This window comes from Streptomyces sannanensis (assembly GCF_039536205.1).
GTDB classification, from domain to species: domain Bacteria; phylum Actinomycetota; class Actinomycetes; order Streptomycetales; family Streptomycetaceae; genus Streptomyces; species Streptomyces sannanensis.
The window spans coordinates 6,202,294-6,221,965 of the sequence record NZ_BAAAYL010000001.1 but is presented as its reverse complement, the minus strand read 5'-3'; the positions used below and the strand labels follow the sequence as shown (position 1 = coordinate 6,221,965).

19 protein-coding genes and 2 tRNA genes are annotated in these 19,672 nt (G+C 70.0%); 9 read left to right on the top strand and 12 right to left on the bottom strand.

Annotation, left to right across the window (positions count from 1 at the left end; translation table 11 throughout):
* Positions 1-61 precede the first annotated feature (61 nt).
* The gene (locus ABD858_RS28985) at positions 62-1,582 is read left to right on the top strand and encodes a M1 family metallopeptidase (protein ID WP_345042985.1); all 1,521 of its coding nucleotides are present in this window, start codon (positions 62-64) and stop codon (positions 1,580-1,582) included.
* Between the two features lie 13 nt (positions 1,583-1,595).
* Here the strand turns inward: ABD858_RS28985 and ABD858_RS28980 are convergent, their stop codons facing one another.
* Positions 1,596-2,450, bottom strand: coding sequence for an oxygenase MpaB family protein (locus ABD858_RS28980; RefSeq protein WP_345042983.1), 855 nt, complete (start codon positions 2,448-2,450; stop codon positions 1,596-1,598).
* A 151-nt stretch (positions 2,451-2,601) separates the two neighbouring features.
* Positions 2,602-3,081 (bottom strand): macro domain-containing protein, encoded by a 480-nt coding sequence (locus ABD858_RS28975; protein ID WP_345042981.1) that lies wholly within the window; start codon positions 3,079-3,081, stop codon positions 2,602-2,604.
* Between the two features lie 143 nt (positions 3,082-3,224).
* On the opposite strand from ABD858_RS28975, the gene ABD858_RS28970 reads away from it, so the two are divergent.
* Positions 3,225-3,953, top strand: a complete 729-nt coding sequence (locus ABD858_RS28970; RefSeq protein ID WP_345042978.1) for a MerR family transcriptional regulator — start codon at positions 3,225-3,227, stop codon at positions 3,951-3,953.
* 33 nt (positions 3,954-3,986) lie between these two features.
* Here the strand turns inward: ABD858_RS28970 and ABD858_RS28965 are convergent, their stop codons facing one another.
* From ABD858_RS28965 to ABD858_RS28950, 4 genes are read right to left on the bottom strand one after another with little or no spacing between them, the layout of a single operon-like run.
* Positions 3,987-6,158: a 3-hydroxyacyl-CoA dehydrogenase NAD-binding domain-containing protein gene (locus tag ABD858_RS28965; RefSeq protein WP_345042976.1), complete on the bottom strand. Its 2,172-nt coding sequence runs from the start codon at positions 6,156-6,158 to the stop codon at positions 3,987-3,989.
* 34 nt (positions 6,159-6,192) lie between these two features.
* Positions 6,193-7,407 carry an acetyl-CoA C-acetyltransferase gene (locus ABD858_RS28960; RefSeq protein WP_345042974.1) on the bottom strand — a complete coding sequence of 405 codons (1,215 nt, stop codon included), beginning with the start codon at positions 7,405-7,407 and terminating at the stop codon, positions 6,193-6,195.
* Positions 7,408-7,439: 32 nt separating this feature from the next.
* Positions 7,440-8,582, bottom strand: coding sequence for an acyl-CoA dehydrogenase family protein (locus ABD858_RS28955; RefSeq protein ID WP_345042972.1), 1,143 nt, complete (start codon positions 8,580-8,582; stop codon positions 7,440-7,442).
* A gap of 11 nt (positions 8,583-8,593) precedes the next feature.
* A complete protein-coding gene (locus ABD858_RS28950) occupies positions 8,594-9,901 on the bottom strand; it encodes a CaiB/BaiF CoA transferase family protein (RefSeq protein WP_345042969.1) in 1,308 nt (435 codons plus the stop codon).
* Between the two features lie 120 nt (positions 9,902-10,021).
* Between ABD858_RS28950 and ABD858_RS28945 the strand changes: the two genes are divergently transcribed.
* Positions 10,022-10,750 carry a tyrosine-protein phosphatase gene (locus ABD858_RS28945; RefSeq protein ID WP_345042967.1) on the top strand — a complete coding sequence of 243 codons (729 nt, stop codon included), beginning with the start codon at positions 10,022-10,024 and terminating at the stop codon, positions 10,748-10,750.
* Positions 10,751-10,946: 196 nt separating this feature from the next.
* Positions 10,947-12,137: a saccharopine dehydrogenase family protein gene (locus tag ABD858_RS28940; protein ID WP_345042964.1), complete on the top strand. Its 1,191-nt coding sequence runs from the start codon at positions 10,947-10,949 to the stop codon at positions 12,135-12,137.
* 7 nt (positions 12,138-12,144) lie between these two features.
* On the opposite strand, the gene mmpA is transcribed toward ABD858_RS28940, so the two are convergent.
* A complete protein-coding gene (gene mmpA / locus ABD858_RS28935; RefSeq protein WP_345042961.1) occupies positions 12,145-12,297 on the bottom strand; it encodes a morphogenic membrane protein MmpA in 153 nt (50 codons plus the stop codon).
* Between the two features lie 289 nt (positions 12,298-12,586).
* Positions 12,587-13,276, bottom strand: coding sequence for an endonuclease V (locus ABD858_RS28930; RefSeq protein ID WP_345042959.1), 690 nt, complete (start codon positions 13,274-13,276; stop codon positions 12,587-12,589).
* An 18-nt stretch (positions 13,277-13,294) separates the two neighbouring features.
* Between ABD858_RS28930 and ABD858_RS28925 the strand changes: the two genes are divergently transcribed.
* A complete protein-coding gene (locus ABD858_RS28925; protein ID WP_345042956.1) occupies positions 13,295-13,594 on the top strand; it encodes a YciI family protein in 300 nt (99 codons plus the stop codon).
* Here the strand turns inward: ABD858_RS28925 and ABD858_RS28920 are convergent.
* Positions 13,591-14,670 carry a WD40/YVTN/BNR-like repeat-containing protein gene (locus ABD858_RS28920; protein ID WP_345042954.1) on the bottom strand — a complete coding sequence of 360 codons (1,080 nt, stop codon included), beginning with the start codon at positions 14,668-14,670 and terminating at the stop codon, positions 13,591-13,593. The two genes, ABD858_RS28925 and ABD858_RS28920, sit on opposite strands and share 4 nt — an antisense overlap.
* A gap of 84 nt (positions 14,671-14,754) precedes the next feature.
* Here ABD858_RS28920 and ABD858_RS28915 point away from each other — a divergent pair, with 84 nt between their 5' ends.
* Positions 14,755-15,063 carry a GNAT family N-acetyltransferase gene (locus tag ABD858_RS28915; protein ID WP_345042952.1) on the top strand — a complete coding sequence of 103 codons (309 nt, stop codon included), beginning with the start codon at positions 14,755-14,757 and terminating at the stop codon, positions 15,061-15,063.
* 112 nt (positions 15,064-15,175) lie between these two features.
* Positions 15,176-15,592, top strand: a complete 417-nt coding sequence (gene ssgD, locus ABD858_RS28910; protein ID WP_345042950.1) for a spore wall synthesis regulator SsgD — start codon at positions 15,176-15,178, stop codon at positions 15,590-15,592.
* On the opposite strand, the gene ABD858_RS28905 is transcribed toward ssgD, so the two are convergent.
* Positions 15,556-15,729 carry a hypothetical protein gene (locus ABD858_RS28905; RefSeq protein WP_345042947.1) on the bottom strand — a complete coding sequence of 58 codons (174 nt, stop codon included), beginning with the start codon at positions 15,727-15,729 and terminating at the stop codon, positions 15,556-15,558. The two genes, ssgD and ABD858_RS28905, sit on opposite strands and share 37 nt — an antisense overlap.
* Before the next feature lie 441 nt (positions 15,730-16,170).
* On the opposite strand from ABD858_RS28905, the gene ABD858_RS28900 reads away from it, so the two are divergent.
* Complete coding sequence (locus ABD858_RS28900) at positions 16,171-17,799, top strand: ABC-F family ATP-binding cassette domain-containing protein (RefSeq protein WP_345042945.1); 1,629 nt, start codon at positions 16,171-16,173, stop codon at positions 17,797-17,799.
* Positions 17,800-17,905: 106 nt separating this feature from the next.
* Entirely contained in the window at positions 17,906-18,880 is a 975-nt protein-coding gene (locus ABD858_RS28895; protein WP_345042942.1) for an acyl-ACP desaturase, read from the top strand.
* Positions 18,881-19,122: 242 nt separating this feature from the next.
* Here ABD858_RS28895 and ABD858_RS28890 read toward each other — a convergent pair.
* Together ABD858_RS28890 and ABD858_RS28885 are read right to left on the bottom strand one after the other, a co-directional pair.
* Positions 19,123-19,196 (bottom strand) — tRNA-Asp (locus tag ABD858_RS28890).
* A 14-nt stretch (positions 19,197-19,210) separates the two neighbouring features.
* Positions 19,211-19,281 (bottom strand) — tRNA-Ser (locus tag ABD858_RS28885).
* Positions 19,282-19,672: the final 391 nt, after the last annotated feature.

The following is a 19,672-nucleotide window of genomic DNA, read 5'->3' as shown; positions in this document are numbered from 1 at the left end:
GAGAAGGCAGCGGCCGAATAAGGTCCGAACAGGTCATCCGTCCTGACGACTTGGAGCATCCGTGCACCGCAGATTCCTCGCCCCGAGCGTGTTCGCGACGTCCTTGCTGCTGGCGATCCCGGCATCGGCCGCAAGCTTCTCTCCCGGCGCGCCCGGCATCGGCGACAGCTACTACCCGGCCAGCGGCAACGGCGGATACGACGTATCCCACTACGACCTCCGGCTCAAGTACCAGCCGACGACCGACCTGCTGGAGGGCACGGCGACCATCCTCGCCACCACCGAGCAGGACCTCTCGCGCTTCAACCTCGACTTCGGACTGAAGGTCAGCGAGGTCCGGGTCAACGGCCGGAAGGCGGAGTTCAGCACCTCCGGCGTCCACGAGCTGGAGGTCACCCCGGCCGCCCCGCTGCCGGAAGGCGGGTCCTTCAGTGTGGTGGTCCGTTACGCGGGCAAGCCGTCCGAGCTGGAGATCGACGGCTGGACCGCCTGGCTCCGCACCCCGGACGGCGCTGTCGCCGCCGGGGAGCCCGAGTCGGCGGTGTGGTGGTTCCCGAGCAACGACCACCCGCTGGACAAGGCCACCTTCGACGTGTCCGTCCTGGTGCCGGACGGCACTCAGGCGATCAGCAACGGCGTACTGCAGTCGGAGATTTCACAGCTGGGCTGGACCCGCTTCAACTGGCGCTCCAACAAGCCGCAGGCGCCGTATCTGACCACCCTCGCGGTCGGCGAATTCGACATCACCACCGACACGACCGCGAACGGAGTGCCGGTCCTCAACGCGTACAGCAAGGACCTCGGGGACGACGACGGCGCGGCACGGGCGAGCGTCGAGCGCACCACCGAGGTCGCCGAGTGGCTGGAGGAGATCTTCGGCCCGTACCCCTTCAACGCGCTCGGCGGCTACGTCCCGAACGGGACCCCCGGTTTCGCGCTGGAGACCCAGACCCGGCCGTTCTACGGCACCCGCCAGTTCCGCAACGGCGCGAACGTCTCCGTGGTCGTCCATGAACTGGCCCACCAGTGGTACGGCGACAGCGTCTCGGTCAAGGACTGGAAGGACATCTGGGTCAACGAGGGCTTCGCCCGGTACGCCCAGTGGCTGTGGTCGGAGAAGGAGGGCGAGGGCACCGCTCAGGAGCTCGCCGACTGGGTGTACGCCGAGCACACGGGTGACACGGACATCGACCCGTTCTGGACCGTGAAGCCGGGCGACCCGGGCCCCGAGAACCAGTTCGACATCGCCGTCTACGACCGCGGCGCGCTGGCCCTCCAGGTCCTGCGCAACGAGATCGGCGACAAGGACTTCTTCGCGATCCTGAAGGGCTGGCCGACCGTGAACGCCGGCGGCAACGTCAGTGTGGCCGACTTCATCGCGTACGCCGAGAAGGTCTCGGGCAAAGACCTCGGGGCGCTCTTCGACACCTGGCTGTTCACCCCGTCGAAGCCTGCCGCACCCGCCGAGGCGGGCATCTCCGCGACCGCGGCGAAGGCGCGGGTACAGCCCAGGTCGTGGAAGAAGATCGCCGCGACGAACACGGTCCACGACCACGGTGATCACCCCGGGCGTGGTCACTGACCGCCTGTGTGGTTCAGACGGCACGTGAGGTTCGGTGTCGTGCCCGGGCCTCACGCGCCGGCGGCAGGTAGCGCAGCCGCTCGGGGAGTACGGGCACCACGTGCCGCACAACTCCGCAGAAGCGGCGCAGCCGGCGCTCCTGCCTCTCGGTCCATTCCAGGCCTATCGCCTCGCGCGCCTCGGGCGGCATCAGCCCGACGGTGACGAAGCGGCGGAAGCGCAAGAACAGCGGGAGCAGTACGGGCCACAGTGCCCGCAGCACCGGCCTGAGCGGCAGCGGGCCGGTGTCCGGCGCCGGCAGCTTCACGTCGAGGGCGACCAGCTCCCGGACGACGGCGTTCTGCTCCAGTTCGTCGGCGAGCACCTTGCGGTAGTAGGGCCAGAAATCCTCCAGGGTCTGCGGCATGTCCCGGTCGTTGATGCCCAGGACGCGGCCGACCATGAGCCATTCACGGTACAGCTGCCTCTCCTGCGCCTCGGTGAGCGGTCGCACCAGATAGCGGCAGCCGTTCCGGTAGACGGGGAAGCCGGTGGCGTGCACCCAGGAGTAGTAGGCCGGGGTCAGCGCGTGATAGCTGCGGCCACGGGTGTCGGTGCCCTGGATGGTCCTGTGCAGCCGGCGCAGCCTGCGGCCCTCGTCCACGGCCGCCTCGCCGCCGTACACCCACAGCAGCACCGAGCGCACCGAGCGTTCCCCTCTCCCCCAGGGGTCGGTACGGAAGACCGAGTGCTGGTCCACGCCCGCGCCGATCGCCGGGTGGGCGACCTGCATGGTGAGCGCGGGGGGCAGCATCAGCAGCGCTCGGATGTCCCCGGCGACGCTCCACAGCACTCCGCCGGGCGGCGGCGGCTCGGGGTCCTGCTGCATGCTGCGGCTCCCTGTGTCGGCGACCGGGCCCGGTGCCCGGTTCCCGGGTGTCCAGTATGGCAACCGCCAACACCACTGCCCGGTGGCGGTCGGCCGCTGATCCCGCGGCCGACCGGGCGGGCCGGGACCTCTCGGGTCCCGGCCCGCCGTACTACTTGTCGTAGTCGTACACCGTCACGGATATCCCACGACTCAGCAGCCGCTCGGCAATCAGCGGCTCGACACGCGACCACTGTCCGCCCGCCAGTCCGCAGCCGATACGGGGCATATGGACGGACGCCCCCGACTCGACGGCCTTGTCGGCGAGCGATCCGAGCGCGGTGCCGATCGCCTCGTACCGCACGGGCACGCCCTTGCTGCCGGTCCGTATCCCGTGCTGGCCGATCATGTTGGCGACCCAGACGTGCGGCTCCACCCGGACGTACTGCACCGCGCCGAGCCCGAAGTCGTTTCCGGCGCGCTCGCGGTGCCAGCGCCGGTAGGCCGTCTCGGACTCGGGCCAGCGCCGCGATATCGCCAGCACGAAGCCCTTGCCCCAGCCGCCCAGGTCGTTGCAGACGTGCGCGATCAGCTTGACGCTCTTGCCCTGCGGCGCGGTGGCGTCCCCCCGCACATACCTGATCTCCGACATGCCATCACCGTACGGGCCGCCACTGACAATCAGGGCTGTGCGCAAAGCTGCTCGATCAGCTCGGCGGAGACTTTCACAGGAGTGGTGAGACAGCAATACTGTTGCATCGGACCGACGCACGGCAGCGGAAGGCAGGACCGGCAATGGCGACGGAAGCCCAGGAGCCGACTCTGACGGTCGACGAACTGGCCGCGCGCGCCGGAGTGACCGTGCGCACCATCCGCTTCTACAGCACCCGCGGGCTGCTGCCGCCGCCCGTCATCGGTCCGCGCCGGGTCGGGCACTACGGGTCCGAGCACCTGTCCCGGCTGGCGCTCATCGAGGAACTCCAGCACCAGGGCATGACGCTGGCAGCCATCGAACGGTACCTGGAGCAGCTGCCGCCCGGTCTGAGCGCGCATGACCTGGCCATCCACCGTGCGCTGGTGGCCTCGTGGGCTCCCGAGTCTGCGGAGGACATCACCCGGGCGGAACTGGAGCGCCGGGCCGGGCGGCCGCTCTCGGACCAGGACGTCGCCCGGCTCGCAGCGATGGGTGTACTGGACCGCAAGGGCGCCCCGGACGTGTTCCGGCTGGACGTCGGGCTGCTGCGGCTCGGCGTGGAGCTGCTGGACGTACCGATCGAGCACGAGACGATCCTCGCCTCCCGTACGGTCCTGCTGGAGCACGCCAGGTCGGCGGCGCACGAGCTCTCCCGTCTCTTCCGTGAAGAGGTGTGGGGTCCGTACCGGGAACGCGAGTCGGACCCCGATCACGTCGCGGCGATGAAGTCGCTGTCGGCCCATATGCAGCCGATGGTGATCCAGGCGCTGGTGACGGCTTTCCAGAGGTCTCTGCGGGAGGAGCTGCGAGCCGCGTTCGAGGCGGAATGAGGACGCCCCGGAACGCGGCCCGCGCCGACGCCGTTATGCGTCGGTGAAGGTCTCGCCCCGCTCGGCCTTCCGGAGCAGCAGCGCGGGCGGGTCGAAGCGCTCGCCGTAGCGCTCGGCGAGTTCACGTGCTCGCGCCACGAAGCCCGGCAGGCCGCCTTCGTAGCCGTTGATGTACTGGAGTACACCGCCGGTCCAGCCGGGGAAGCCGATACCCAGGATGGAACCGATGTTGGCGTCGGCGACCGACGTCAGCACGCCTTCCTCCAAGCAGCGCACGGTGTCCAGCGCCTCCGAGAAGAGCATCCGCTCCTTCATGTCCTCGAAGGGGACGTCCCCGTTCGGCCCGCCGAAGTGCTCGCGCAGCCCCGGCCAGAGACCTGCGCGCTTGCCGTCGGCGTAGTCGTAGAAGCCCGCGCCGCCGCTGCGGCCGGTACGGCCGAACTCGTCGACCATCCGGTCGATGACCACGTCCGCGGGGTGAGCGGTCCAGCTCCCGCCCACCTCCTCGATCGCGCGCCGCGTCTCGTTGCGGATCTTGCGCGGCAGGGTGAGGGTCAGCTCGTCCATCAGGGAGAGCACCTTGGCGGGGTAGCCGGCCTGTGCCGCGGCCTGTTCGACCGAGGCGGGCTCGACCCCCTCGCCGACCATCGCCACGCCCTCGTTGATGAACCGGCCGATGACACGGGACGTGAAGAAGCCCCGGGAGTCGTTGACGACGATCGGGGTCTTCTTGATCCGGCGGACCAGGTCGAAGGCGCGGGCCAGCGCCTCGTCGCCGGTCCGCTCGCCCTTGATGATCTCGACCAGCGGCATCTTGTCCACCGGCGAGAAGAAGTGCAGCCCGATGAAGTCGGCCGGCCGCTCCACGCCCTCGGCGAGGACGGTGATGGGAAGGGTGGAGGTATTGGAGCAGAGCAGTGCGTCCGGCGCGACGATGCCCTGGATCTCCTGGAAGACCTTGTGCTTGAGCGCGGTGTCCTCGAAGACGGCCTCGATCACCGCGTCACAGCCGGCGAGGGCCTGGGGGTCGGCGGTCGGCGTGATCCGGGCGAGCAGTGCGTCGCGCTCCGCCTCGGTCGTACGGCCCCGGGAGAGCGCCTTGGCGAGCAGCTGCTCGGAGTACGCCTTGCCCTTGTCGGCGGCCTCCTGGGAGACGTCCTTGAGGACGACCTCGATACCGGCTCGGGCGCAGGAGTAGGCGATTCCCGCACCCATCATGCCGGCGCCGAGGACGGCGACCTTGCGGACCTGGCACGGCTCGATGCCCTGGGGGCGGCTCCTGCCGGAGTTGACGGCCTGGAGGTCGAAGAAGAACGCCTGGATCATGTTCTTGGCGGTCTGTCCGGTGACCAGCTCGGTGAAGTAGCGGGCCTCGATGACCAGCGCGGTCTCGAAGTCCACCTGGGAGCCCTCGACGGCGCAGGCGAGAATGTTGCGCGGCGCCGGGTACGGGGCGCCGTTCAGCTGCTTCTTCAGGTTGGCCGGGAAGGCGGGCAGGTTGGCGGCGAACCTGGGGTTGGCCGGAGTACCGCCGGGGATCTTGTAGCCGGGCACGTCCCAGGGCTGCCGCGACTCGGGGTTGGCATCGATGAAGGCACGGGCCTTGGCCAGCATCTCCTCGGGGGTGGCGGCGATCTCGTGGACCAGGCCGTTCTCGAGGGCGCGCCGCGGGTTGTACCGGTTGCCCTGGAGCAGCACCTTGAGCAGTGCGTCGGTGATGCCCATGAGCCGTACGGTGCGGGTGACGCCGCCGCCCGCCGGCAGCAGGCCGAGGGTGACCTCCGGCAGGCCGATCCTGGAGCCGGGGGCGTCGAGGGCGATGCGGTGGTGGCAGGCGAGGGCGATCTCGTAACCACCGCCGAGAGCCGCACCGTTGATGGCAGCGACGACCGGCTTGCCGAGGGTCTCGATACGGCGCAGCGAGCTCTTGATCCCCGTGCCGGTGTCGAAGGCGAGCTGGGCCTGCTCCGGGCGGAGCCGGATCATCTCCTTGAGGTCGCCGCCCGCGAAGAAGGTCTTCTTGGCGGAGGTGAAGATGATGCCGCGGATGGAGTCCTTCTCGGCCTCGACGCGGTCGGCGATCGACGCGATGGAGTCCTTGAAGGCCTGGTTCATGGTGTTGGCGGACTGGTTGGGGTCGTCGAGGACGAGGGTGACGACTCCGGTCTCGTCCTTCTCCCAGCGGATCGTGCTGGACTCGCTCATTCTGGCTTCTCCGTAACGGGGGTTGGACGGGCGGTCAGAGACGCTCGACGATCGTGGCGATACCCATGCCGCCGCCGACGCAGAGCGTGGCGAGGCCGTACCGCTTGTCCTGGCGCTCGAGCTCGTCGATGAGCGAGCCGAGGATCATCGCGCCGGTGGCGCCGAGCGGGTGCCCCAGGGCGATGGCCCCGCCGTTGACGTTGACCTTGTCGAGGGACAGGCCCATGTCCCGTACGAAACGCAGCACGACCGCCGCGAAGGCCTCGTTGATCTCGACCAGATCGATGTCGTCGATGGTCAGCCCTGCCTTGGCGAGCGCCTTGCGGGTGGCGGGGGCGGGCCCGGTCAGCATGATGGTCGGCTCGGATCCGGAAACCGCGGCGGAGACGATACGGGCGCGCGGCCGCAGTCCGTAGCGCTCGCCGACCTCCTTCGAACCGATGGCGACCAGCGAGGCGCCGTCCACGATGCCGGAGGAGTTGCCCGCATGGTGGACGTGGTCGATCTTCTCGACCCAGTGGTACTTCTGCAGGGCGACGGCGTCGAATCCGCCCAGGTCGCCGATGTCGGCGAAGGACGGCTTGAGCTTGGCGAGAGAGTCCGCGGTGGTGCCGGGACGCATGTGCTCGTCGTGGTCGAGAACGACCAGTCCGGAGCGGTCCTTGACGGGGACGACGGACCGGTCGAAGCGGCCGTCCTTCCAGGCGGCGGCGGCCCGATCCTGGGAGAGGGCGGCGTACTCGTCGACATCGCGCCGCGAGATTCCCTCGATGGTGGCGATGAGGTCGGCGCCGATGCCCTGGGGAACGAAGCCGACGGCGAAGTTGGTCATCGGGTCGGCGAACCATGCGCCGCCGTCGGACGCCATCGGCACCCGGGACATCGATTCGACGCCGCCCGCCAGCACCAGGTCCTCCCAGCCGGAACGGACCTTGGCGGCGGCCAGGTTGACGGCCTCCAGACCGGAGGCGCAGAAGCGGTTCTCCTGGACGCCGGCGACGGTGTCGGGCAGGCCCGCCGCGACGGCGGCGATGCGGGCGATGTCGGATCCCTGGTCGCCGACCGGGCCGACGACGCCGAGCACGATGTCGTCGATCGCGGCCGGGTCGAGTCCGGGGAAGCGGTTCCGGATCTCATGGATCAGCCCGACGACCAGGTCGATCGGCTTGGTGCCGTGCAGGGCACCATTGGCCTTGCCACGTCCGCGCGGGGTGCGGATCGCGTCGTACACATACGCTTCGGTACTCAAGACAGCAGCCTTTCAGGGAGAGTGGGGCGGAGTCAGGCGAGCAGGGAGCGGCCGATGATCTCCTTCATGATCTCGGTGGTGCCGCCGTAGATCGTCTGGATGCGGCCGTCGGTGAAGGCCTTGGCGACCCGGTATTCGGTCATGTAGCCGTAGCCGCCGTGCAGCTGGAGGCAGCGGTCGGCGACCCGCTTCTGCAGTTCGGTGGCCCACCACTTGGCCATCGAGGCGTGAACGGCGTCGAGTTCCCCGTTCGAATGATCGACTATGCATCGGTCGAGGAACGCCCGAGTGACCGTGCACTCGGTGGCCATCTCCGCGATCTCGAAGCGGATGTGCTGGAGCTTGGACAGCGGCCGCCCGAATGCCTCGCGCTCCTTGACGTACCGGGTGGTGATCTCCAGCAGATACTCGGCCCCGGCGATCGCCGCGACCGCGATGTTCAGCCGCTCCTGCGCAAGGTTCGTCATCAGATGGCCGAAGGCGCCGTTCGGTTCGCCGAGCAGGTTCTCCTTGGGCACGCGTATGTCGTCGAAGAACAGTTCCGCGGTGTCCTGGGACTTCTGGCCGATCTTGTCGAGGTTGCGCCCGCGTTCGAAGCCCGCCATGCCACGCTCGACGACGAGCAGGGACAGCCCGTGGGCGCCGCCCTCGGGGGTGGTCTTCGCGACGACGATCACCAGATCGGCGAGGATGCCGTTGGAGATGAAGGTCTTGGATCCGTTGAGCAACCAGTGGTCGCCCTTGTCCTCGGCCGTGGTGCGGATGCCCTGGAGATCGGAGCCGGCGCCCGGCTCGGTCATCGCGATGGCGGTGACGGTCTCACCGCTGCAGAAGCCGGGCAGCCAACGCCGCTTCTGCTCCTCGTTCGCCAGGTCCGTCAGATACGGCCCGACGATGTCGTTGTGCAGTCCGAGCGCGAGCCCGGGGGCACCGGCACGGGTGAACTCCTCGGCCAGTACCGCGCTGTAGCGGAAGTCGTCATTGCCACCGCCTCCGTACTCCTCCGGGACGGCGAGCCCGAGGAGGCCCTGCCGGCCGGCCGCCAGCCAGGCCTCGCGCGAGACGATGCCGTCCTTCTCCCACTGCTCGTAGTGCGGCAGGACCTCCTTGGCAAGGAAGGCGCGGACGGTCTCGCGGAACGCCTCGTGCTCCGCGGTGAAGATCTGACGCTTCAACTCGGCCCCCTTCAGCCTTCGCTGTCCTCGGCGATGCCCGGTACGCCCCAGTCGCGGGCGACTTCCGCGGTGTCCGCGCCCGGCCGGGCGGGCGGGCGGCGCACCGATCCGGGGGTCGCGGAGAACCGCGGCGCGGGCGCCGGCTGGGTGATCCCGCCGTACTCCGTGAAGGTGCCGCGGGCGGCAAGGTGCGGATGCGCGGGGGCCTCGCGCAGCGAGAGCACCGGCGCCACGCAGGCGTCGGAGCCCTCGAAGACGGCGGTCCACTCGGCGCGGGTCCTGGTGCGGAAGCGGGCGGCGATAGCGGCGCGCAGTTCACCCCAGCGGGCGAAATCGATGGGGGTTCCCCCTGCGCATGGGAGTCCCTCCTGCTCGTGGGGGTCCACCCTGCTCGTGGGGGTCCCCCCTGCTCGTGGGGGTCCCCCCTGCTCGTGGGGGTCCCCCCTGCTCGAGCGAAGCCGAGAGCTTGGGGGAGAAGCCGAGAGCTTGAGGGAGAAGCCGAGAGCTTGAGGGAGGGCCGGAATCTCGTCCTCGATGCCGAGCAGCCGTACGAACTCGGTGGAGAACTGCTGCTCCAACGCCCCGACCGCCATGTACTGCCCGTCCGCAGTCTCGTAGGCACCGTAGAAGGGGCATCCGCCGTCCAGCAGATTGACCCCGCGCCGGTCCTGCCAGCCGCCGGCGGCCATCATTCCGTGGATCATCGTGGCGAGATGGGCGGCACCGTCCACGATCGCCGCGTCGACCACCTGCCCTGTGCCGCCGGGCGTACGGGCGTGCTGGAGTGCGGCCAGGATGCCGATGACGAGATAGAGCGAGCCTCCTGCGTAGTCGCCGACCAGATTGGCGGGAACAGTGGGCGGTTCATCCGATTTTCCGATCATGCCAAAGGTGCCGGTGATGGCGATGTAGCCGATGTCGTGTCCGGCCCGCTGGGCGAGCGGGCCTTCCTGACCCCAGCCGGTCATCCGCCCGTAGACCAGCTTCGGATTGCGGGCGAGACACTCCCGCGGGCCGACGCCGAGGCGTTCCGCGACGCCCGGACGGTACCCCTCGATCAGTACGTCCGCCCGTTCGACCAGATCGAGAACGTGCGCCGGCCCGTCCTCGGACTTCAGATCGACGATTACCGAGCGTTTGTTGCGGTTGGTGAGGTCGTAGGCCGGATCGATGGCGAGCCCGGCGCCGCCCGGCCGGTCGACCCTCACGACATCGGCGCCGAGGTCGGCCAGGAGCATGGCGGCGAACGGACCGGGCCCGATGCCCGCCAGTTCGACCACCCGGACTCCGTCGAGCGGACCGCTCTCCGTCCCTGCCATCACGCCCCCTGCACTGTGACACAACCGATGTAACATCAGCGATGTTAAGAACGTGTTCCACTGGGCACAAGTCCCCGGAACAAGCAAGCGCTTGGTCTTTTCCTGTCCTAGAGTTCTCGCGTGAAGAGACACATGGCGTTCGAGCGTCTGCACAACTTCCGCGATCTGGGCGGCTATCGCACACACGACGACCGTACGACGCGCCCCGGCCTCCTCTACCGGTCCGACTCGCTGGGCAAACTGAGCGGCGCCGACCTGGACCGCTTTCTGGCCCTCGGCATCCGCACCGTCATCGACCTGCGCTACCCCTGGGAGATCGAGGCCAAGGGCCGGGTACCCGAGTACGAGGGCCTCACCTACCACAACCTGAGCATCGAGCACCGTCCCTACGACCAGGAGGCACTCGGGCCCGAGGTGCCGGTGGGCCGCTATCTCGCCGACCGCTTCGACGAAGTCGCCCACGACGGAATCAAAGAGCTGCGGCAGACCCTGGAAGTCATCGCAGCCGACACCGAGGCTCCACTGGTCTTCCACTGCGCCTCGGGCAAGGACCGGACCGGTCTGGTCGCAGCCCTGATCCTCGGCCTGGTCGGAGTCTCCGAGGACGACATCATCGCCGACTTCGCCCTCACCGGGCTCGCCACGGACCGGCTCATCGCCGACTGGAAGGCGGACCACCCCGGCCGGTCTCCGCGCTGGCCCGGCTACGGCCAGGCGCCCGCCGAGATCATGCGACTCTTCCTCGACGGCATCAATGAGCAGTACGGCTCCCTGCGCGGCTACGCCGAAGCCCGTCTCGACGTCGACGACGACCTGGTCGGGGTGCTGCGCACCCGGCTGCTCGTCTGACCTCAGTGCTTGTGACCGGAAAGATTCACCGGCTCGCGACGCTCCCCCAGCGGTAGCTGGGGGGAGGTAGCTGGGGGAGCCGCGAACCCCCGGCAAACCTTTCCGACCGCAGCGCTCCCCTTCTCGCGCGGTGCGTCCGATCTCACGCTAGCCTCGGCCACCGGCAACAGCGTGGGATCGTCGGCGGAGGACCAAGGTGGCCAGGCAGAACAGCGCAGAACGCGCATACGATGTGGTGCTCTTCGGAGCGACGGGCTTCGTCGGCACCCTCACTGCCGAGTACCTCGCCGCGCATGTGCCGGAAGGGTGCCAGTGGGCCCTGGCGGGCCGGAATCCGCAGAAGCTGGAGCGGCTGCGCGAGCGGCTCGCCGGCATCAATCCGGACTGCGCCGCACTGCCCCTGGTCCTCGCCGATGCGGAGGACCCCGATGCGCTGCGCGCCCTCGCCGAGTCCACTCGTGTGGTGGCCACCACCGTGGGCCCGTACATCTGGTACGGCAAGGCGCTCGTCGCCGCCTGCGCGGAGGCCGGTACCGACTACGCCGATCTGACCGGTGAACCCGAGTTCGTGGACCTCATGTTCGTCCGGCACGACGCTCGGGCCCGCGAGACGGGGGCCCGGATCGTGCACGCCTGCGGCTTCGACTCGGTCCCGCACGACCTCGGCGTGTACTTCACGGTGCAGCAGCTTCCCGAGGACGTACCGCTGCGCGTCGACGGTTTCGTACGCTCCAACGCCGCCTTCTCCGGCGGCACTCTCGCCTCCGCGCTGACCGTGATGAGCAGGGGGCTGCCGGCCCTGCGCGCCGCGCAGGAGCGGCGGCTGTACGAACCCCGGCCGGCGGGCCGGCGGGCCCGCGCCCCGCTCGGCGCCCCGCGCTTCAGCCGGGAGACCGGTGTCTGGGCGCTGCCGCTGCCGACCCTCGACCCGCAGATCGTGACCCGCTCGGCGGGCGCCCTGCGCCGGTACGGTCCGGACTTCCGCTACCGGCACTACGCAGCGGTGAAGTGGCTGCCCATGGCGATCGGCGGCGCGGCGGCCGCGGGCGGCGCCCTCGCCGTCGCCCAACTTCCGGCCGCCCGGCGATGGCTGATGAACCGCTACGAACCGGGCCGCGGCCCCAGCGCCGAGCGGCGCGCCCGGAGCTGGTTCTCGTTGCGCTTCGTGGGCGAGGGCGGCGGCCGCCGGGTGTTCACCGAGGTGTCGGGCGGAGACCCCGGCTATGACGAGACGGCGAAAATTCTGGCCGAGTCGGTGCTCTGCCTGGCCTTCGACGAACTGCGGCCGACCGCCGGCCAGGTCACCCCGGCCGTCGCGATGGGCGATGCGCTGCTGGACCGGCTACGGGCGGCCGGGCTCCGCTTCCGGGTGGCGGACGCGCGCTGACGTCGCGTCACGCGACGGCCCACGAGACGATCGTCCAGATCATCGACCCCAGCCAGGCCGCTCCGGCAAGGGCGCCCACCACGAGCGTGGTCACCACCGCTCGCTCGACGGGGGATATACCGGCGGTGTCCGGTGCTGTCTGGTGCGTACGTGTCGTCATGCCTCCAGCCTGACGATCATGGCCGGGCACCGGTATGCAGACCAGCCTGTGTACCTCGCTCCCGGCAACGTTTGCCCCGTCGCGACGCTCCCCCAGCTACCTCCCCCAGCTACCTCCCCCAGCTACCGCTGGGGGTGCCCCCAGGGGTGCCCCAGGGGTGCCCCCGGGGACGCACGCTCGCTGCGTCGGCCGAAAACTCAAGGAGCGCTGCCACGAGAGCCTTCGGCCGCCTTGCGATCGCACGCACCGGACGCCGCTCCTCGACGGGCAAACGTTGCCGGTCGCGGCACTAGCCGGTCGCCTCGCGCAGGGCTTTGCGACAGAGGGCGTCCGCGCGGCGGGTGGTCTCCGGGAGGCGGAATCCGGGAGACAGCCGGAGGGTGTGGGCGCAGGCGTTGGAGAGGCTCACCCGGTGGCCGACCGAGACGAAGACCGGCTTCACTCCGTCCTGGGTGCGCAGCGCCCTGCCGACCTCCTCCCCTCCGTCGAGCAGGGACGAGGAGTCGCCGCGGCGCGGGCCGGGCTGTTCGTACGTAAAGGTGAACGGGTTCTTGGCGACCCCGACCACCGGCAGCCCCGTCAGCACACCGAGGTGGGCTGCGAGCCCGAAGCGGCGGGGATGGGCGAGGCCGTATCCGTCACAGACGACCAGGCCGGGACCGGAGGTGAGCTCGCCGAGGGCGGCAAGCACGGTGGGGATCTCCCGGAAGGCCAGCAGTCCCGGTACGTAAGGGAAGGCCACCCGTCCCACGGCGGTGGCCTCCTCGACGACCTCGAGGGTGGCTGCGTCGAGGACGACGGCCGCGGCGGCGACCACATCGCGTTCGTCGTCGTAGGCCACGTCGACGCCGGTGACCAGGCCGCTGCCGGGCGGCGGCCCGGGCTCGTCCACGACGACGCGGGTACGCAGTTCGTCCTGGAGGGCTCTTGCCCGTTCTTCGTCGCGCGGCCAGTCCGCCGGTGTACCGGTGATCGTCACGCCGATAGCCTTGCACACATGTTCGTACTTGAGCTGACCTACACCGCCCCGATCGAGCGCGTCGACGAGCTGCTCGAGCCTCATATCGCCTGGCTGAACGAGCTGTACGAATCCGGCGTGGTCATCGCCTCCGGCCGCAAGGTTCCGCGCGACGGCGGTGTGATCCTGGCCGTCGGGGACGACCGCACGCGGATCGAGAAGATCGCGGCGGCCGACCCCTTCGTCACCGGAGGCGTGTGCGAATACCGGATCACCGAGTTCATCGCGCCCAAGACGGCGGACGAGCTCGCCCCCTACCGGCAGCAGCTGCCCGCCTAGCCTGCCCGGCCCTCCAGGCGCGCCACCCGGCCCTTGGCGCCGGAGGCCCAGCAGCCGAAGTCGGGTGTGCAGTCCACCGTGTCGTACGAGCCGGTGTCGACCGTGCGCCAGTTGCGGCCGCCGTCCGTGGTCAGGTCGGTGCCGGCCGGGCCCACGGCAAGCGCGGCGCCACGGCTGTGCGGCAGCCACGCCACGCCCGAGCGGTAGGCGGGCGGCGGGGTGTCGGCCTGCGCCCAGGTGCGTCCCCCGTCGCGGCTGACGGCGGCGGCCCGTGGCGAGGGCTGGTCGGCATTGAAATCGCCGCCTACCGCGATGCCGTGGTCACGGTCACGGAAGGCGAGAGCGAACACCCCACGGGCCGGGTCGCCCGCCGGGACCGTGGCGTCGGCGGCGATCCAGGTCAGCCCGCGGTCCGCGGAGTGCAGCACGCGCGCGGTGGCGGCGCCGCCGGTGGCCAGCCAGACGTCCTTCGGGCCCGAGCTGACCAGGCACTGGCCGCCGGCGGCGAAGGCGGCCTCGCCGGGCTGGGCCGCCGGCATGCCGGCGCTGGGCAGTACGTTCCACGAACGGCCGCCGTCCGAGGTGGACAGGATGCGGAACCTGCCGTCGACCGGGTCGCTCACCGCCAGGCCGTGCCGGTGGTCGAAGAAGGTGACGCAGTCGTAGAACGCCCTCTGGTCGGTGTTGCGGAAGGACTCCGTCCAGGTGGTGCCGCCGTCGTCGGTGCGGTAGATGCGGGAGGCCTCGCCGTCGCCGATGGCGAGCACCACGGCCCGCCGTGCGTCGAAGGCCTCGATGTCCCGGAACTGCAGTTCGCCGGCACCGGGCGGCGAGACGTTCAGCCAGCTGCGGCCGCCGTCCTCGGTGCGCAGCACCGTGCCCTTGGTGCCGGCCACCCACGCGGTGTCACGGCTCACCGCAGCGAGCCCCCGGAACCGCGCGTCGGTGCCGGTGTCCTTCAGATGCCAGACCGCCCGTGGTGCGGTGTCCACGGCCTGCGCCGGGGCGACTCCCAGAGTCGCGACGAGCGCCGCCGCGCCCAGTCCCCCCGACACCATCCTTATCGTCTTCCCCATGAAGCCCATGGCGGGCGAAGCTAGCCCACCGGCCCAGGCCCGTCCAGAGTGCGTCGCGGGGCACTTCCTTCCTATGGTGGGCCCATGACCGTCACCGTCATCGACGTGCCCGGAGCGAGCCGTTACGAGGCCCGCGTCGGGGGTACGGATCAGGTCGCCGGTTTCGCGCACTACCTCCGTGCCCCCGAGCTGATCGCCTTCGTGCACACGGAGGTCGACCCGGCCTTCGAGGGACAGGGCATCGGCGGCGCCCTCGCCCGGCACTCGCTGGACGCGGCACGGGAACAGGGCATGCGGGTGGTGGCGGTCTGCCCGTTCTACGCCGGCTGGATCGCCAGGCATCCCGAGTACGCCGACCTGATGTACGAGTCGGGCAGCCGCGTCACCGACTGACGGCCGCTCCCCGCGCCGGGCAGTGATACAGCTCACCCCGCCGCCCGGTGCACTCATCGGACGGATAGTTCGTCTCCCCTTGTAAGCCGTCACCGAACAGGGGAGCCGGGCCTTGTCCAACGTCATCGAGCAGCCGGTCCAGGCCCGGCTCGTCGCCTCCAAGCCGCAGATGGAGAGGGTGCCCGCGGCGCTCCGCTATGACGCGGCGGACCCCTTCGCGGTGTACATGGCCTTCCCGGCCCACGCGACGCTGGAGGGCACGGACGTGTCCTGGGTCTTCGCCCGAGAGCTGCTCGAGGCCGGGCTGGAGGCCCCGGCCGGACTGGGCGACGTACGGGTACGGCCGTACGGATACGACCGCACGGTTCTGGAGTTCCACGCCTCGGAGGGCATCGCGGTGGTCCACGTACGCACCTCCGAGCTGCGCCGGTTCCTCCGGCGGACGTGGCTGCTGGTCCCGGCCGGGCACGAGCACCATTTCCTCGACGTCGATCAGGACGTCGTCGAGCTGCTCCGCGACGCCTGCTGACCGCAGCCGCTCATCAGGGCGTTGAGCTGCCCGTATTCATACCCGCCGGCGAGCCTGCCGCAGGTGCCCTCGGCCAGGAGTTCCCGGGGGGCGTCGCGCAACAGCCCGTACGCGGCCTCGGCAATGCTCGAACCCACGGTGATCCGGACCACGCCCAGCGCGGCCCGATGCGGGCACTCGCGGCGCCCCAGACGTTGGGGAGGACCAGCGGACGGCCGGCGGTGTGCAGGGCGCGGAAGCGGGAGGCCCGGGCGTGATGATTCGTCATGCCGACGACTCAACCATCGCGGCGCCGCGGAACTCCGGCGAGTTTCCGACATCGCCGTAAATCATTTGGCAGGGACGCCGAGTGCGCTTACCGTGAATGACGGCCCTGTAGTCGTCGATCGGAGCGGGACATTGCTCGTCTGAGGTCATGAGACACCGCGCCGTGCAGCCGCAAGTCGTCTGTGCGCCCAGCGTGTTGACCTCGGCCTGCGATCCCGCGTGCCGTCCCCCGACCGGGGCCTTTGTGCTGTCCCGAGCGGTGTCTCCACCAATTGCCCCCTCATTCCTTTTCCGGCAATCGGGAGACCCCTATGTCAACCATTCACACCCATGTCGCATGTTCCGCGATTTCCTTCTCCTGGCCCGACGGCACGCCCGTGTTCGACGGTTTCGACCTGGCGGTCGGCCCCGGCCGTACCGGGCTCATCGGCCTCAACGGATCGGGAAAGTCCACCCTGCTGAAGCTGATCGCCGGGGAACTCGAGCCGTCCGCCGGACGGATCCGGGTCACCGGTGAGCTCGGGTACCTTCCGCAGAACCTGGTCCTGGACACCGCCCTGCGGACCGACGAGGCCCTCGGCATCGCCCGGATCCGCGCGGCGCTGCTCGCCATCGAGGCGGGCGACGCGAGCGAGGAGCACTTCGAGGCGGTGGGCGACGCCTGGGACATCGAGGAGCGTGCCCTGGCCACCCTGGAGCAGCTGGGGCTCGGACACCTCGGCCTCGACCGCACGGTCGGCGAGCTGTCCGGTGGCGAGTCGGTGCTGCTTCGGCTGGCGGCGCTGCTGCTGCACCGGCCCGAGGTGCTGCTGCTCGACGAGCCGACCAACAATCTGGATCTGTATGCCCGCCGACGGCTCTACGACGCCGTGGACGCCTGGCCGGGAGTCATGATCGTGGTGAGCCACGACCGTGAACTGCTGGAACGCGTCGATCAGATCGCCGACCTGCGCGACGGAGAGGTCTGCTGGTACGGCGGGGCCTTCTCGGCGTACGAGGAGGCGCTCGCCGCCGAGCAGGAGGCCGCCGAGCGCATGGTGCGGGTCGCGGAGGCCGACGTGCAGCGGCAGAAGCGCGAACTGGCCGACGCCCAGGTCAAGCTGGCCCGCCGAAAGCGGTACGGGCAGAAGATGTGGGAGAACAAGCGCGAGCCCAAGATCGTCATGGGTGCGCGCAAACGCGCGGCGCAGGAGTCGGCCGGCAAGCACCGCAATATGCACCAGGAAAGGCTCGCCGCGGCCAGGGAGCGGCTCGACGAAGCCGTGGAGGCGGTGCGCGACGACGAGGAGATCAGGATCGAACTGCCGCGCACCCGGGTGCACCCGGGCCGCGGCGTGGTCACGCTGCGCGATCTGCGACTGCGGTACGGGTCCGGGGCGACCGCCGGGTTCGAGCTGCACGGCCCCGAGCGGATCGCGCTGGTGGGGCGCAACGGCGCGGGCAAGACCACGCTGCTGCGGACGATCGCCGGCGAGCTGGAGCCGCTCGGGGGTGAGGCCGTCGTGCATGTCCCGCTGCGGTTCCTGCCCCAGCGGCTCGACCTGCTCGACGACCGGCTGAGTGTGGTGGAGAACGTGGCACGGTTCGCGCCCGAGGCGACGAACAACGCCATCCGGGCCCGGCTCGCGCGCTTTCTGTTCAAGGGTGCGCGCGCCGACCAGCCGGCCGGGACGCTCTCCGGCGGCGAGCGCTTCCGTGCCTCCCTGGCCGCGCTGCTGCTCGCGGAGCCGGCACCGCAGCTGCTGATTCTGGACGAGCCGACCAACAACCTCGACATGGCGAGCGTGCGCAGCCTCATGGCGGCACTGGACGCATATGAGGGAGCACTGATCGTGGCCGGCCACGACATGCCGTTCCTGAAATCCATCGGGATCACGCGGCAGCTGCTGCTCGCGGACGGTGAACTCACCTGGTCCACCTGCATGAATGACGGAAGGTAATGAAATGGTCACGGGCAGCGGACTTGGCCGATCCTTACCGGACCTTTAACCTACGGTCTCGTAACCTACGAACCCGTAGGTAAATCTCCCGTCCCCAGGAGCACCCGTGACCATCACCTCCCCCGACCTCGGCAGTTCGGACGCGTGGACCGACGCCCGGCTGCTGTACGCGCTGGAGGAAGTGGTCGAGAAGGAGCTGAACCGGCATCTGAAGGTCGCCAAGGACTGGATGCCCCACGAGTACGTTCCGTGGTCGGACGCACGGAACTTCCCGGGCTTCTTCGAGGACGGCGAGGCCTGGGCGCCGGACCAGTCGAAGGTCACGGAGGTCGGCAAGATCGCGCTGGTGGTCAATCTGCTGACGGAGGACAACCTCCCCAGCTACCACCACGAGATCGCCACCCTCTTCGGCCGTGACGGCGCCTGGGGCACCTGGGTGCACCGCTGGACCGCTGAGGAGGGCCGGCACGGCATCGTCATGCGCGACTACCTGCTCGCCTCGCGGGCGGTGGACCCGGACAAGCTCGAGCAGTTCCGGATGGCGCACATGTCGGAGGGCTTCGAGTCGGACAACCGCCACTCGATGCTGCACTCCGTCGCGTACGTGGCCTTCCAGGAGCTCGCCACCCGTATCTCGCACCGCAACACCGGCCACCAATCGGGTGACCCGGTCTGTGACCGGATGCTGGCACGGATCGCGCACGACGAGAACCTGCACATGATCTTCTACCGCAACCTGCTGGGTGCGGCCTTCGAGATCGCCCCGGACCTGACCATGCAGGCCGTCCGTGACGTCGTCGTCAACTTCCGTATGCCGGGGCACGGCATGCCCGGCTTCGAGCGCTCCGCGGCGCAGATCGCGATCGGCGGCATCTACAACCTGCGCGTCCACCACGACGACGTGCTGTCCCCGGTGCTGCGCTTCCTCAAGGTGCTGGAGATCGACGGTCTCGGGCCGGAGGGCCGGCAGGCCCAGGAGGAACTCGGTCTGTTCATGGGCGGGCTGGACGCGGAAGCGCGCAAGTTCGACGAGAAGCTGGAGGCGCGGCGGGCCCGGCTGGCGGCCCGCGGCAAGGCCTGATTTTTCCTCTTTCCCCGCCGCCGGTGGCGGATGGCATGATCGTCCGCGACACCGATCCGTGGGGAGCGAGGGGGAACCTCAGCGGGGGCTTTCCCTGGTTCACCGCTGAGGGGTCCGGCAGCATCCCGGCTTCGTCGGCTTCGGGCAGGAGGAGCGCCAGTGCGCCGCCGGCCGACGGTGCCCCCAGGGCAGCCATCGGGGCGTACCCGGGCGCGCGCAGGACCCCGGCGGGCAGCCCCGTCTGCTCCCCCGCCGCGATTCGAACCGGCATGTCCGTCCTGACAAGACGGCGCGCCTGCCCCTGCGCTACGGGACCGCGCCTTGTGGCTGCCCGGACGGCCGGATTCGAACCGGCGTGTCCGCCTGAGCAAGGCGTGCGCCTACCTCTGCGCTACATCCGGGCATTGCCGGTGATCGAAGTGCTGTGACCGGGAGGGTTCACCGGCTCGCGACGCTCCCCCGGAGGTGCCCCCAGGCACGGCACCTTTCCCCCGTAGCCCTTCGGGCACGGGAGGTGCCCCCAGCGTTGTCGCATCGCGCGAGTACGGCCAAGTACGAGCTGCGATCCTCCGCCTTGCGATGCACCGACCTGGGGACACCGCTGGACGCACCCTGGGGGCGCCCTGGGGGCACCCTGGGGGCACCCTGGGGGCACCCCCAGCGGTAGCTGGGGGAGGTAGCTGGGGGAGGTAGCTGGGGGAGGTAGCTGGGGGAGGTAGCTGGGGGAGGTAGCTGGGGGAGGTAGCTGGGGGAGGTAGCTGGGGGAGCCGCGAGCTTCCCGGCAAACCTTTC